Genomic DNA, 14492 nt, shown 5'->3' with positions numbered 1-14492 from the left:
TCTTTCACCCGGGGAACGGCCGCTGGAGGGGCCGTGTTATAGAGACCGTCTTACCTGTCCGTACTCTCGGTGTGCGGGCGGGCAACTTTACCAGGGGCTTGCAACCAAGGGTGGCAAGCAGGCAGGTGGCGAATACATGTTCTTCGGACGAGACGACAAGAGGGATGCCCAGAAGCGTGGGAGCACCGTACCGCTCCTTCCGCTGCGGGACATCATCGTGTTTCCGCACATGGTGGTCCCGCTGTTCGTCGGCCGGGAGAAGTCCATCGCGGCGCTGAAGGACGCGATGGCCCACAAGGGCCCCGACGACAAGGCCGTCATCCTCCTGGCCGCTCAGAAAAAGGCCAAGACGAATGACCCGACGCCGGAGGACATCTTCCACTTCGGCACCATCGGCCACGTCATCCAACTCCTCCCCCTGCCCGATGGCACGGTGAAGGTGCTCGTGGAAGGCGTGCGGCGGGCGCGCGTGAAGAAGTTCATGCCCAACGACGCCTTCTTCATGGTGGATGTGGAGGAGGTCGAGGAGCAGAGCGAGAAGTCCGTCGAGCTCGAGGCGCTCGTGCGCAGCGTGCACTCGGTCTTCGAGGCCTTCGTCAAGCTCAACAAGCGCATTCCGCCCGAGATGCTCATGCAGGTGGCGAGCATCGACGATCCGGCGCGCCTCGCGGACACCATCGTCGCCCACCTGTCGCTCAAGCTGAACGACAAGCAGGCGCTGCTCGAGACGGAGAGCCCGGCCAAGCGGCTGGAGAAGCTCTACGAGCTGATGCAGGGTGAGATCGAGATACTGCAGGTCGAGAAGAAGATCCGCACCCGCGTCAAGAAGCAGATGGAGAAGACCCAGAAGGAGTACTACCTGAATGAGCAGATGCAGGCCATTCAGAAGGAGCTGGGTGAGCGCGACGAGTTCAAGAACGAGATCCAGGAGATCGAGGAGAAGCTCAAGAACAAGCGGATGAGCAAGGAGGCCACGCTCAAGGTCAAGAAGGAGCTGAAGAAGCTCCGGATGATGAGCCCGATGAGCGCCGAGGCCACCGTCGTCCGCAACTACATCGACTGGATCATCAGCCTGCCCTGGTACGAGGAGACCCAGGACCGTCTGGATGTCGTCGAGGCCGAGCGGGTGCTCAACGAGGACCACTACGGCCTCAAGCGCCCCAAGGAGCGCATCCTCGAGTACCTGGCCGTGCAGCAGCTGGTGAAGAAGCTCAAGGGCCCCGTGCTCTGCTTCGTGGGGCCCCCGGGCGTCGGCAAGACGTCGCTGGCTCGCTCCATCGCCCGCGCCACCGGCCGCAAGTTCGTGCGTCTGTCGCTGGGCGGCGTGCGTGACGAGGCGGAAATCCGTGGCCACCGGCGCACGTACATTGGCGCCATGCCGGGCAAGCTCATCCAGTCGCTGAAGAAGGCGGGCAGCAACAACCCCGTCTTCCTGCTCGATGAGATCGACAAGATGTCCACTGACTTCCGCGGCGACCCGAGCGCGGCGCTGCTGGAGGTGCTGGACCCCGAGCAGAACCACAACTTCAACGACCACTACCTCGACCTGGACTACGACCTGTCGAAGGTGATGTTCATCTGCACCGCGAACACGATGCACAACATCCCCGGTCCTCTGCAGGACCGCATGGAGGTCATCCGGATCGCGGGGTACACCGAGCCCGAGAAGCTCAACATCGCGCGGCGCTACCTGATCCCCAAGGAGCAGGAGGCCAACGGGCTCCTGGACCTGAAGATCGACATCACCAACGACGCGCTGCGGACCATCATCCACCGCTACACGCGTGAGTCCGGTGTGCGCTCGCTGGAGCGTGAGATCGGCGGCGTGTACCGGAAGATCGCCCGTGACATCCTGAAGAACGGCCGGCGCGACATCGTGGTCGACCGCAAGCAGGCGATGAAGTACCTGGGCACCCCGCGCTTCCGCTACGGCGTGGCCGAGCGCGAGGACCAGGTGGGTATCGTCACGGGCCTGGCGTGGACGGAGATGGGAGGAGAGATCCTCACCACCGAGGCCACGGTGATGCCGGGCAAGGGCAAGCTCATCATCACCGGCAAGCTGGGCGAGGTGATGCAGGAGTCCGCCCAGGCGGCCATGTCGTACGTGCGGACCCGGGCCGATCGGTTCGGGATCGACCGCAAGATGTTCGAGAACTACGACATCCACGTGCACCTGCCCGAGGGCGCCATCCCGAAGGACGGTCCATCGGCCGGTGTGACGATGTGCACGGCGCTCGTGTCCGCGCTCACCCGCATCCAGGTGCGCAAGGACGTGGCCATGACGGGGGAGATCACCCTGCGCGGCCGGGTGCTGCCCATCGGCGGCCTGAAGGAGAAGACGCTCGCCGCCCACCGCGCCGGCATCAAGACCGTCCTCATCCCGAAGGCCAACAAGAAGGATCTGAAGGACATCCCGAAGAAGATCCGCTCCCAGCTGCGCATCATCCCCGTGGAGTTCGTGGACGATGTGCTCCGCGAGGCCTTGCTCCTGGAGAAGCCCGAGGAGTTCGGCCGCAAGGATCAGCAGAAGACCACCGAGGTGGCTCCCACCGCGGCTGCTTCGGCACCGGCGTAGGGATGATGTGATTCGCGGGCCCCGGGGATTTCCCTGGGGCCCGTTTTTTTTGGCCTCTCTTTCCTCTTCGCCCATTTCCCCTCGCCCTCCGGGAGAGGGACGGGGTGAGGGTATCCGTCCCAGTGTTCCCCACTGGACCGTGAACCCGTGCGGCACGGTGGGGCCTCCACCTGGGCAACCAGGGATGCGAGGCACCTCACCCGTCCCTCCTCCCGGGGGCGAGGGGAGGGGCGCGCACTCCACACCCCATGGGCCCCGGTTGCGCGATACAACCCCACCCCGGTGGCTCCCCGCGTGCGCTCACTCGCCTTGATGCTCGTCCTGGTCCTCGTGGCCGGAGGCTGTGGCCGCTGCGGCTTCCAGCCCGACCCCGGCGTCAAGGTCGTCGTCCCTTCGATGCCCACCACGCTCGATTGGAGCTACTCCGACCCCACCAGCTGGGCCAACTACCCCGTCATGCTCGCCACCCAGCGCGGGCTCACCACGCTCGCGCCGGACCACTCCGTCCAGCCCGGGCTCGCCGAGCGCTGGGAGCGCTCCCGCACCGCCACCGGCCAGGAGGTCTACACCTTCCACCTCCGCCAGGACGTGCGCTGGTCCGACGGTGTCACCCCCCTCACCGCCCAGGACTTCGTCATCGGCTGGCACCGCGCCCTCCAGGGCCGTGAACGCGGGGAACTGGCCGACCTCGCCGGCGCCGACGAGGTGCTCGACCTCCAGGAGAAGGGCGCTCCCCCCGCGCAACTCGAGGCCGCGCTCGCCCGCACCGGTGTCGAGGCGCTCGACCCGCACACCCTCCGCGTCACCCTGGCTCGCCCGCGCAACTACTTCCTCGCGCGTCTCGCCAACGTGTACCTGTTCTTCCCCGCGCCCTCCGCCGTGCTCGCCGGCAAGACCGAGGAGCAGGTGCGCGACTACTTCGACCGGCCTCGCGATGGCCACCCCCTGGCGCTCGGCCCCTACCGCGTGGAGAACTGGGACCGCGCGGGCGAGCGCGTACGGCTCGTCCACAACCCGCGCTCCGCCTTCCAGCCACCACTCGCCCCTGGGGAGCGGCCCGCCCCCGTGCTCACCCTCATGAAGTCCGAGATCGGTCCCGCCCTCTACGAGCGCGGCCGCGTGGACTTCGTCTTCGTGGACAGCGCCGTGGCCCTCCAGGGCCGCCGCCCGGACGATCTCCAGCGCGAGCCGCTCCTCTCCACCTACTTCCTCGCCATCAACACCGAGCGCCCACCCCTCGACCGGCCCGAGGTCCGCCGGGCCCTGTCCCACGCCATCGACCGCGAGGCCCTCATGAAGGGCCTGCTGCCCGCCGCACGCCCCAGCCACGTCCTCCTCCCGCCCGAGCTGCCCGGGGCCGCCCCACCCGAGGAGGCCGCGCGTCTGCCCCACTTCGACCCCGAGCGGGCCCGCGCGGATCTCGCTGGAGTCCCCGGACTGGACCGGCCGCTGCGGCTCGTCTACCGCTCGGGAGACTCCTTCGTGCCCGAGGTGGCCATCGCCGAGCGCCTCGCCGCGCAGCTCGCCGCCGTGGGCGTGAAGGTGACGCTGGATGCGCGCTCGGACTTCTCCGCCGAAGTGGCCCGCCGCACCGCCGAGGGCCCTCGTGCCTACGATCTCTACCTGCGCCGCCTGGGCGCGGACTACGCGCACCCCAACACCTTCTTCACCCTCTTCGAGCGCAACGGCCTCCACCAGACGGGCTGGGAAACCCAGCGGGGCGGAGAGCCCATGGCCCGCTTCGAGCGGCTCCTGGACGAGGCCGACGCCGAGCCCGACGAGGCCCGCTCGCGTGCCCTCTATGGCCAGGCCCAGGCGGTGCTCCTCGACGAGATGGCCGTCATCGCGCCGCTCTACCACCCGGACCGCTACTTCCGGACGCGGGCCTCCCTGCGTGGCGTGGACGTGGACCCCTTCAACTTCCTCTCCCTGCGCGAGCTGCGCCTGAGCGGGACTCCCACGGAGGTGCGCTGAGCCATGCCCCCCGCGCTCCTGCGTCTCGGCCGGCAGCTCGTGCTCGTGCCCATCGTCGCCATCGCGTCCTACTTCCTCATGGCCGCGTTGCCCCTCACCACCGCGGATGACGCCAAGCGCCAGGTGGCCCCCGAGGTGCTCGCGTCCTACCAGAGGGACCTCGGCCTGGGACAACCGCTCGGCTTCCTCCGCCCGTGGGAGAAGCTCTTCCGCGGCGAGCGCCTGGGCACCAGCGCCCAGGGCATCACCGGCGACGAGCTGCTGTGGAAGCTCTCCGGCAGCGTGGGCGTGGGACTCGTGGCCCTGGTGCTCGCGCTCGGGTGGGCGCTGGCCTTCGCGCTGCTCCGGGCCCGCTGGCGGCGCAGCCGGCTCTCCGTGCTCGGCGACGCGTTGCCCGCCGCGGCCTTCGGTACCCCCGTCTTCATCCCCGCGCTGCTGCTCGCGCCCGCCGTGGTGGAGCGTGGCCACCTGTTGCCCGAGCTGACCGCCGCGTTCGTCATCTCCGTCTGGCCCGGCATCTTCCTCGGCACCCTGGTGGCGGATGCGCTGGACACCGAGCTGGCCCGCGACTACGTGCGCACCGCGCTCGGCAAGGGCCTCTCGCCACGCTCCGTGCTGTGGCGCCACGTGCTGCCCAACGTGCTGCCCGCGCTGCTCGACGCCGTGGGGCCCGTGGCCACCGCGCTCCTCGCTGGCTCCTTCGCCGCCGAGCGCGTCTTCGGCCTCCCATACTTCGGCCAGCTCTACGTCCTCGCCGTGCTGCAGAAGCAGGTGGCCGTCGTCGTGGTGGCCACCACTGTCTTCGCCTCGCTGCTCGTCCTCGTGGGGCTCGCGGTGGAATTCGTGCGGCTCCTCGTGGACCCCCGCGCCCGGGAGGCCCGCTCATGAGCGCCCGCCGCATCCCCACGCGGGCCTGGGTGGGCCTCGTGCTGCTGGTGGGCCTGGGGCTGGCCAGTTGGCTCGCCGGCCGCGTCTTCCCCGAGGCGCTCGCCCGTACCTGCCCCCTGGGCACCGACCCCACCCATCCGGACCGCACCGTGTGCGAGCTGGCCTTCGGTGGCCTCTGGGTCTCCCTCGCCATCGGCCTGACAGCCGGTGCCCTGTCCACCGTGTTGGGGCTCGGCGTGGCCATGAGCGCCCGGGCGGCGGGCGCCAGGGTGGAGCATTGGGTGTTGCGCGCCGTGGACGCCGTCTTCGCGCTGCCGGACGTGCTGGTGGTGATGGTGCTCCAGCTCGCCGGCCAGTCCATGTTGGACGCGGGCCACGCGGGCGGATTGGGCCCCTTTGGCCTCATGGTGGTGTCCCTGGCCCTGGTGGGCTGGGCGGGCCCGGCGCGCATGTTCCGCAACCGCCTGGCCACGCTGGAGGGCCAGGAGTTCATCGCCGCCTCCCGGGCCCTCGGCGCCGGCCGCTGGCACCTGCTGCGCGTCCACCTCTGGCCCTCGCTGCGGCCCTTCGTGCTCGCCGTCTTCCTCAGCCGCCTGCCGACCGCCATCCTCACCGAGTCCACCGTCAGCTTCTTCGGCATCGCCCGGATGGAGCCCATGTCGCTCGGCCGCTACCTCGGCACCAGCTACGCGGCCCTCATCTACGAGGGCGGTGCCCGCGTGGTGCTGCCCGCCTGGGGGCTTCTGGTGTTGCTCGTGCTCGGCGCCTCGCTCTCCTCTCGAGCACTCGGGGCCGGGACGCGCCGCGCCTGAGGGGAGCGGCGGTCCTCCGTTTCACCCTCCGCGAGTGTGGAATTCCGGGCAGTGCGGTGGACGTTGGCACCACACGAACCCCCTGCCCAGAAGGTTGCCATGTCCATCGTCAACGAGGAGCTTCCGATCGCCACGGGTCACGCCCGCTCCAAGACCCGGGACGAAGACAACCTGAAGTTGGAGCCCGTCCGGGGCACGGTCCTCATCGTCGAGGACGATCCGGCCCACCGCGAGCTGCTGGTGGAACTGCTCACGCAGTGGGGCTACGCACCGCTCCCCGTGGGCAGCGCCGAGGAGGCCGAGTTCGCCGTGCGCAACAAGCGCATGGACGCGGCCATCGTGGACGTCTTCCTGCCCGGACGCAGCGGCACCAACCTCATGGCCCGCTTGCGCGAGAAGTTCCCCCAGGCCGTCCTCATCGGCGTGAGCGCGATGAGCGACGCGTCCATGGCCCGCAAGTGCAAGGGGCTGGGCGCGGATCTGTTCATCGGCAAGCCGCTGGCTCCCGAGAAGCTCGCCCAGGCGCTCCAGTCCCGGCACACCAGCTGGCACTGAGCGGGCACCCCTCTGGCCCCCGGTCCAGGGTGGGTACGATTCGGTTGCGCGAAGCGGGGGAAGGGCGGACACTTCCCTCTGATGCAGACACTCGCTCCTGGCCTCCTGGTGGCCATGCCACAACTGACGGATTCCAACTTCCGCCGCTCGGTCATCCTCATGCTCGAGCACAGTGAAGGCGGGTCCATGGGCCTCATCATCAACCGGGGGGCCTCGCTGACGCTGGGGGAGCTGGCCAAGAACCAGTCCCTCACCATCGCCCCCGAGCGGGTGAACCAGCCCGTCTTCATGGGCGGCCCCGTGGAGAACCACCGCGGCTTCGTCCTCCACGACGTCGAGAACGTCGAGGAGAAGCACGAGGTGGTGCCCGGCCTCTTCCTGAGCCTCACCCTGGATACGCTCGGACCCCTGCTGAAGGATCCCTCGGCCCACGTGCGCTTCTGCCTGGGCTATGCCGGTTGGGGCGCCCAGCAGCTGGAGAACGAAATCTCCTCCGGCTCCTGGCTCTATGCCGAGGCGTCCGCCCGGCCCGTGCTAGAGGGGGACCCTGGAATGCTCTGGGAGAACACGCTCAAGAGCATGGGCGTGGATCCCGTGATGCTCTTGAAGGGGAAGGGACTGAACTGATGCTTGATCCAAATGCCATCCGCGAGCGGATCGTGGGCGCGCTGCCCGGCTCGGAAGTGGACGTGCGCGACACCACGGGGACCGGAGACCACTTCGAGGCCCGCGTGGTGAGCCCCGCCTTCGCGGGCAAGTCCATGGTGGAGCAGCACCAGCTGGTGTATGCGCCGCTGCAGGACTGGCTGAAGACCGGCGAGCTGCACGCGCTGGCGCTGAAGACCTACTCGCCCGAACAGTGGAAGAAGTTCGGCAATCGCTGACGAGGTAAACGAATGATGACCCCCGAGTTGAAGGCCCGTTTCGACGAGGCTGTCCGCAACAACAAGATCGTCCTCTTCATGAAGGGCAACGCGATGTTCCCGCAGTGCGGCTTCTCCGCGCGCGCGCTGCAGATCCTGCAGCAGCACGGGCAGGTGCACACGGTGGACGTGCTGGCGGACCCCGAGGTGCGTCAGGGCATCAAGGAGTACAGCAACTGGCCCACGATTCCCCAGGTGTTCATCAACGGGAAGTTCGTGGGGGGCTCGGACATCCTCATGGAGCTGGAAGAGCGCGGCGAGCTGGCGGAGATGATCGCCGGCAAGACGCCCGCCTGAGTCCGGAGCATTCTCGCGGGGCGGGCCGCCGGGTCCCCAGAGGAGCGTGGGAAGCGTGAGGGCGGACGAGCGAACCAATCCCATGGAAGAGGGGACCGGGCGGCTCAAGCTGCGCTCGCACAGGATCCGCATCGAGGTCGTCAAGGGACCCGATGCGGGCAGGAGCGCCGAGCTTCCCGGGCTCTCGGTGTGTATCGGCAGCGGCGGGGATTGTGACTTCGTCCTGACGGACCCGACGGTCAGCCGGCTCCACCTGTATCTGCGCATCGAGAAGGATGCGCTCCGGGTGAGTGACGCGGGCAGCCGCAACGGCACGTGCATCGATGGCACACAGGTGCGCGATGCCTACGCCCGGCCGGATTCCCTCATCACCCTGGGCGGGACGACGCTGCGCCTGCGCATGCTCGCCGACGTGGTGGAGCTGCCCATCTCCTCCCGCGAGGCGTTTGGCCAGCTGCTCGGCCGGAGCATCGCCATGCGCCGCGTGTTCTCGCTCCTGGAGCGGGCCGCTCCCACGGACGCCACCGTGCTCGTGGAGGGGGAGACGGGCACCGGCAAGGAGTGGGCCGCCATCGGCCTGCACCAGGAGAGCCCTCGGGCCGAGGGGCCCTTCGTCGTCTTCGACTGCTCCTCCGTGGCTCCCTCGTTGATAGAGAGCGCGCTCTTCGGGCAGATGCGGGGCGCCTTCACGGGCGCGACGGTGGACCGCCCGGGTGTCTTCGAGGAGGCCCACGGAGGGACGCTCTTCCTGGACGAGGTGGGCGAGCTGCCCCTGGAGCTCCAGCCCAAGCTGCTGCGCGCGTTGGAGTCGCGCGAGGTGCGGCGCCTGGGGGGCAGCGGCTCGCGGCGGGTGGACGTCCGGGTCATCGCGGCGACGAACCGCTCCCTGCCCCAGGACGTGGACCGGGGCCGCTTCCGCGAGGATCTCTACTACCGCCTGGCGGTCATCACCGTGCGCATGCCGCCCCTGCGTGAGCGTCTCGAGGACATCCCGTTGCTCGTCCGGCACTTCGAGAAGGGACGCACGCCGCTGCCCGAGAGCGTGGTGGACGCCTTCTGTGAGCAGAGCTGGCCGGGCAACGTCCGGGAGTTGCGCAACGCGGTGGAGCGCGCCCATGCGATTGGCCCCCCGGAGCCCGTGGAGCCCGGGGCCAGGGCGGGGCCCGCTCCCGGGGCGCTGGGGGTGGAGCTCTCGGAGCCGCTGCTCGCTGGACGGCAGCGCGTCGCGGAGGCCTACGAGCGGGAGTACATCGAGCGCGCCCTGCGGGAGACGGGCGGCAACGTCTCGCGGGCCGCCGCGCTGGCGGGGGTGGGGCGCAAGTTCATGCAGCAGGCCATGAAGCGTCACGGGCTGCGCGGGGGCGGCGAGGACTGACGGGGCGCGTGCGCGTCGCGGCACATGCCCTCGCCACCCGCGTGGTACAGGAGCGCCACCTCGGTGGGCGTCAGGACGCGGTTCCACAAGGCGACCTCGTCCAGGTGGCCGTTCCACTGGCCCGTCTCGCTGGAGGAGCGGCTGCCGAGTCGCAGCGGCTGGCCGTTGTCGAGGCTGCCGGAGCGCAGGGTGGGATCGAACCGGGCCACGGCCCGCCCGTCGACGTAGAACGTCCCTCCGTCGGGCGCCAGTCGGTCCACCGTCACCGTGACGAGGTGCCAGGCGCCATCGGCGACGAAGTGCCCGGACCAGTAGTTGGTGCAGGAGACGGAGGGCCGCATCCTGCACCTGCCGGAGCCGTGTCCGTCCGCGAGCTGGAAGCTCAGCCTGCCGCGGTAGAGGAACAGGCAATAGCCGCGCGTGGGGCCCGCGGAGGTGTCCTCCTGCTCGAGGCGCTTGTCGAGCAGCACCCGTGTTTCGCGGGTATCGGTGGTGCGGATCCACGCGCTGACGGAGAAGGCACCGCGGCCGAAGTCGAGCGCGGCGGAAGCGGGTGCCTCGAGGTAGCCGCCGTCCAGGGCGAGCCCGTCGCGGACCCGGCCCGTCACGGCGTGGGTGGCGCCGGAGGTCCGGCCGGGGAGGGCGTCTCCCAGCACGGCGCCCGGGTCCGGCGCGTCGAGCGGATACCACGCCACCAGTCCGGCGGGGGGGGGGAGGCACCGGAGCCGCCCGGGCTCGTGCGGGGGGGAGGGGTTCTGCCGGGTGATGAAGAGCTCCGCCTCCCCCGTGTTCGACAGCGGTGGTCCTTCCAGCGCGAGGGTCCGTTCGAAGGTCCCCGCGAGGAAGATGCGGCCCCATGGATCCACGGTCACGCTGCGTGGCACCTGCTGGCCGGGGCCCGTGCCTCGGCGGAGCGCGAGGATGCTCCCGTCCGGCTCGAGCTCGAGCAGGAAGAGATCCATCTCCACCCCGCCCGGCGCGGAGGGCCCGCCCTCTTCCCGGAGCGTCCCGGTGAGCACGAGCCGTCCCTCCGGGGCGGCGGAGAGGCTCGCGGGGAAGGCCCGCTCCAGGCCGTCGAGCCGCTGACGCCGCAGCGGATGGCCCCAGGGGGTGAACCAGAGCGCGGACAGCCCGGGCCTGGAGCCGGGAGCCTCTCCCTCCCGCCTCATGACGACGACCTGCCCCCGGGAGTCGAAGGTGGCGAGCGCCGTGGCCCCGCTTCCCGCGCCGTCGAACCGCTGGCTCCAGAGGTGACGCCCGTCCGCGCCGAAGAGGGCCACGACATGACTCCAGCCCTCCGGGGCGCCGGGCAGGCGTTCTCCACCGGGCCCGGGGCCGCCCTCGGTGACGCTGGTGAGGACGATGGTGCCCGACGGGTCCACGGCGAGGTGGAGGGGAGACTGGCTCCGCGCGTCGCCGAAGCGGTGGCTCCACAGGGGCTGGCCCTCGGGGGAGAAGCGGGCCAGGAAGACATCCGTGTGGCCCTCGCTGACGAGCGCTCCCGGCCCGAAGTCGATGGTGCCCCGGAAGCTTCCGGCCAGCACGACGCCTCCCTCGGGGTGGGCGGCCAGGGAGACGGCGTGCTGCTCACTGGCGTCGCCGAAGCGGCGGCTCCATTGCGTCCGTCCGTCGGGGGACAGGCGGGCGAGGAAGACGTCGGAGCCCGCGGGGTTGAAGAGGGGGTGGCCGTCGAGGTCCAGGGCATCGATGAAGTGTCCGGCGATGAAGACGTGCTCCTCGGAATCGACGGCGAGGGTGGTGGCCTGCTGCACCCCGCCATCGCCGAAGCGCCGGCTCCAGCGTGGCCGCCCATCCGGGGCGAGCCGGGCCACGAAGACATCGTCGTTGCCCGCGCTCACCAGCGGCCCGAGGCCGAAGTCGAGGCTCCCCTGGAAGGCCCCGGCGGCGAACACGTCCCCGCGGGCCCCGGACGCCAGGTGGATGTACTGACGCCGGCCGGTGCTTCCCAGCTTCCGGCTCCAGGCGGGGCCCGTCAGGTCCGGGGCGAAGGGAGCCCCCTCCACCGGGCGCGGGCGAGGGGCCGGAGCCGGTGGGGCGCGCCAGAGCACGGCGGCTCCCAGCCCCAACAGGAGCAGCGCACCCGGAAGGGCCCACGGGCGCCCTGGACGCCGCCGGGGGCGGGAGGGCGTGGCGAGCGCGGTGGCCAGTTCGTGGGCCGCCGGTCTCCGCTCCGGGTCGCGCTCCAGGCAGCGCGCCACCCACCCGAACAGCTCGTCATGTCCCCGGGCGAGCGCCTCTCCGGCGTGTGGCACGTCTCCGGTGAGCAGCTCGTAGAGCAGCACCCCCAGCGAGTAGATGTCGCTGGCGAAACCGGCGTCGCGGCCGGCGAGCTGCTCGGGAGACGCATAGCGGGGCGTCATCGGCGCGAGCCCGGGGGTGGAGTACTCCCGTCCCTCCCAGAGTGCCCGGGTGATGCCGAGGTCGACGATGACGGGCTCCTGGCCACCGCGCAGCCGGACGTTGGTGGGTTTGAGATCCCGGTGCACGCCGCCCGCGGCGTGGATGGCGGCCAGCCCCCGGGCGAGCCCCACGCCGAGCCGCCTCACCTGAGCCGGCTCGAACCGGCCCGCCTCGAGGCGCTCGCGGAGGGAGGGGCCGTCGATGAACTCGAGCACCAGGCACAGCAGCCCTCCGTGCCGCACGAGGGTGGGCTCGATGGCGCGCACGACGTGGGGCGAGGGGCCGGTGGCCTGGACGCGGCGCAGGAGCGCCAACTCCCGCTGCTCGAACCTGTGCACGACGTCCGGGAGGGTGGCGAAGTGGGGCCGGAGCACCTTGAGGGCCACGCGTCTGGGGGGGGCCCCCGTCAGCTCGAGCGCCGCCAGCACCCAGCTGAACGTCCCTTCTCCCAGCGGGTATTCGATGGCATAGCGCCGGGCCACGACGTCGCCCGGGCCGAGCGGGCACGGCTCCTTCCGGGCCATCTGCTCATCGCCCGCCGTGGCGGTTCTCTCGTTCGTGGCAGACATACTTCACACCGGGTCGCGGCGAGCCCCAACTACACTCCAAGCATAGGTGGGGCGGGGCGGGACGGCCAAGGTGTGATGGGCCCGGCGCCAAGGTGCCTCGCTGAATCCGAGCGGAGGCAGTGCGGTGGGGGAGGTGGCTCCAGGTGGATGCAGCTGGCGGCCTTCGGGGCCCGTGCCGCCGCTCCCGGGCGCGGGAGCGCGGGAGCGCGGGGGCCGGGGGCGTCCTGGTACGTGCATTGCTGAACACCGCGGCGGACCTCGCGGGCTTCGAACCGGACTGCACGGACGGGCGCGCGGCGTCCCACCTCATTCGCGGGAGTGCTGATACGTGAGACGTGACCGGTTGAGCGCCATGCTGTTGTGTTTGTCGTCGCTGCTGCTGGGGGCCTGTGGGACCGACCTGGAGGTGGCCTCGGAGTTGGAGTCCCCGTGCCCGGACGAGGGCTGTGCTTCCATCTCGAACGAGTTGTTGGGGCCGTCCGTGCCCCGGGAGATCAGCCATGTCTCCTACACCAGCAAGCCCGCTTTCACGGTGAGCTGGAGCTTCAGCCTCTCCCTGAATGGGCCGGTGACCTATGAGCTGTACGAGCAGCGCGGCAACGGCGCCTGGCAGATGCGCTACAGGGGGCTTGGCCGCTCCTTTGGGGTGACCGGGCGGACCTCGGGCGTGTACCGCTACCGGGTTCGCGGGTGCAATTCGGTGGGATGCGGCGGCTACAGGACGGGCTCGCAGATGATCGTCAACCTGCCGCCGGACATGAAGCTGTACAGCCAGTTGCCGTTCCTGGCCGCCCATGATCAGCAGAACGCACAGTATGCCTCGACCCAGGTGGGCTTCCGGAGCGACCTGGCGGAGTTGTCCGCCACGAGCAGCTCCAGCGCAGGAGATGGGCTGTTCTACCTCGGCCAGGGATTCGACCTGCTCCTGGATGCCTACAGCCAGTTCTGCCTCAACAACGTCCATCCGGACTTCCGCGTCAAGAAGGTTCCGGTGGGCTCATCGAGCATGTCCATCAACCTGTCCACCAGCACCACCCACCTCTTCAGTCTGCTCGACGTGAGCATGTCCGGAGCCCTTTCCTTCGAGGACGGCGGCTATCGGGGCGAGCTGGCCGGAGGCAAGGCGCGTGTCATCCATCAGGTGACGGACATCTACCAGAAGCTCATCGTGCTCCGGTGGTCCTATGAAGCCGAAAGCTGGTCGCTCGAGACGCCCATCGAGCAGCTCAAGCCAGAGTTCGTCGATCTCCTGTCGCTCCGGGATGCGAACCAGCAGAAGTGGTTCCGGGCGCGCTGCGGTGACAAGTATGTCAACTCGCTCACCCAGGGCGCCAAGCTGTACATGGTGTTCCGGTTCGACGGCAAGCGTTTCTCCGCTCAGGAAAGCGAGAGCGCGGCCCTCAGCCTGGAGGCCAATCTCAAGACGTCGCTGAATGCGAATGGGACCAGCCAGGTGTCGGCGCAGACCCGCGAGCTCCTGGAGAAGTTGAATGTCTCCGTGGAGGCCTATTCAGTGGGCGGCGACCCGCTCACCCTGGCAGGTATCAGCCAGTTCAACTTCGATAGCGTATTCCAGGCGTTCGTGAACAGTGTCAAGCCGGCCAACCACCGGGTCGTCACTCAAACCCTGCGCGACTATGAAATCCCCCTCTCCTTGAGCAACTACAGCTACTTCCAGATCTTCACCAATTACAACCCGATGCTCCAGAATCTCAAGAACTGGATCTTGCTCGATATCCAGAGGGACGCGCGCTGCGACCTCCTCAAGAGTTATGGCCAGTGGACGGAAGACTGCCTCAAGGGCCATCAGGATCTGCAGACGGCCAAGACCGCGTGCATGAATGCGAATTTCTGGAATGAGTGCCGCCATCCCAGTGTCTACGAGACACCGGGACCCGACGCGCCGAATCCAGGCGTCATCCCCGAGGGCGAGAACCTCTTTTCCTGGTTGGGAACAAGAATCCATCAGCTCGAGAAGAACACGCGCTCCCAGTACAAATCCTACCACATCGTGGACAACGGGATCTTCGACAAGGACTGTGAGCCGATCTCCGCGTCCGTATGTCTGCCCGAAGCAGAGTGCGTCATTGATACCCTCAGCGG

At 69.4% G+C, this 14492-nt stretch carries 11 protein-coding genes; 10 read left to right on the top strand and 1 reads right to left on the bottom strand.

Annotated elements, in window-relative coordinates; genetic code table 11:
- The first annotated feature begins 136 nt into the window (after positions 1-136).
- The 9 genes from lon (at position 137) to Q664_RS34165 (ending at position 9399) form a co-directional block, all read left to right on the top strand.
- Complete coding sequence (gene lon, locus Q664_RS34205) at positions 137-2575, top strand: endopeptidase La (protein ID WP_043405390.1); 2439 nt, start codon at positions 137-139, stop codon at positions 2573-2575.
- A 312-nt stretch (positions 2576-2887) separates the two neighbouring features.
- Positions 2888-4549, top strand: coding sequence for a peptide ABC transporter substrate-binding protein (locus Q664_RS34200; protein WP_043405387.1), 1662 nt, complete (start codon positions 2888-2890; stop codon positions 4547-4549).
- Positions 4550-4552: 3 nt separating this feature from the next.
- Positions 4553-5437: an ABC transporter permease subunit gene (locus Q664_RS34195; protein ID WP_043405382.1), complete on the top strand. Its 885-nt coding sequence runs from the start codon at positions 4553-4555 to the stop codon at positions 5435-5437.
- Positions 5434-6249, top strand: coding sequence for an ABC transporter permease subunit (locus Q664_RS34190; RefSeq protein ID WP_043405379.1), 816 nt, complete (start codon positions 5434-5436; stop codon positions 6247-6249). The genes Q664_RS34195 and Q664_RS34190 overlap by 4 nt, the downstream gene beginning before the upstream one ends.
- Positions 6250-6348: 99 nt before the next feature.
- Positions 6349-6804, top strand: coding sequence for a response regulator (locus tag Q664_RS34185; RefSeq protein WP_043405376.1), 456 nt, complete (start codon positions 6349-6351; stop codon positions 6802-6804).
- Between the two features lie 81 nt (positions 6805-6885).
- Positions 6886-7431, top strand: coding sequence for a YqgE/AlgH family protein (locus tag Q664_RS34180; protein WP_043405374.1), 546 nt, complete (start codon positions 6886-6888; stop codon positions 7429-7431).
- Positions 7431-7688, top strand: coding sequence for a BolA family protein (locus Q664_RS34175; RefSeq protein ID WP_043405371.1), 258 nt, complete (start codon positions 7431-7433; stop codon positions 7686-7688). Before Q664_RS34180 ends, Q664_RS34175 begins: the two co-directional genes overlap by 1 nt.
- Positions 7689-7703: 15 nt before the next feature.
- Positions 7704-8024, top strand: a complete 321-nt coding sequence (grxD, locus tag Q664_RS34170; protein ID WP_043405557.1) for a Grx4 family monothiol glutaredoxin — start codon at positions 7704-7706, stop codon at positions 8022-8024.
- A gap of 82 nt (positions 8025-8106) precedes the next feature.
- On the top strand, positions 8107-9399 hold the full coding sequence (locus Q664_RS34165) for a sigma 54-interacting transcriptional regulator (protein WP_052519018.1): 1293 nt from the start codon (positions 8107-8109) through the stop codon (positions 9397-9399).
- Here Q664_RS34165 and Q664_RS53055 read toward each other — a convergent pair.
- Entirely contained in the window at positions 9369-12389 is a 3021-nt protein-coding gene (locus Q664_RS53055; RefSeq protein ID WP_052519017.1) for a protein kinase domain-containing protein, read from the bottom strand. The genes Q664_RS34165 and Q664_RS53055 overlap by 31 nt on opposite strands.
- 328 nt (positions 12390-12717) lie before the next feature.
- Between Q664_RS53055 and Q664_RS34155 the strand changes: the two genes are divergently transcribed.
- A partial coding sequence (locus Q664_RS34155) for a fibronectin type III domain-containing protein (RefSeq protein WP_152622505.1) occupies positions 12718-14492 on the top strand: 1775 nt, incomplete at its 3' end.

It is taken from the genome of Archangium violaceum Cb vi76 (assembly GCF_000733295.1).
Taxonomy (GTDB): Bacteria; Myxococcota; Myxococcia; order Myxococcales; family Myxococcaceae; genus Archangium; species Archangium violaceum.
This window is presented reverse-complemented; position numbering and strand designations above follow the sequence as displayed.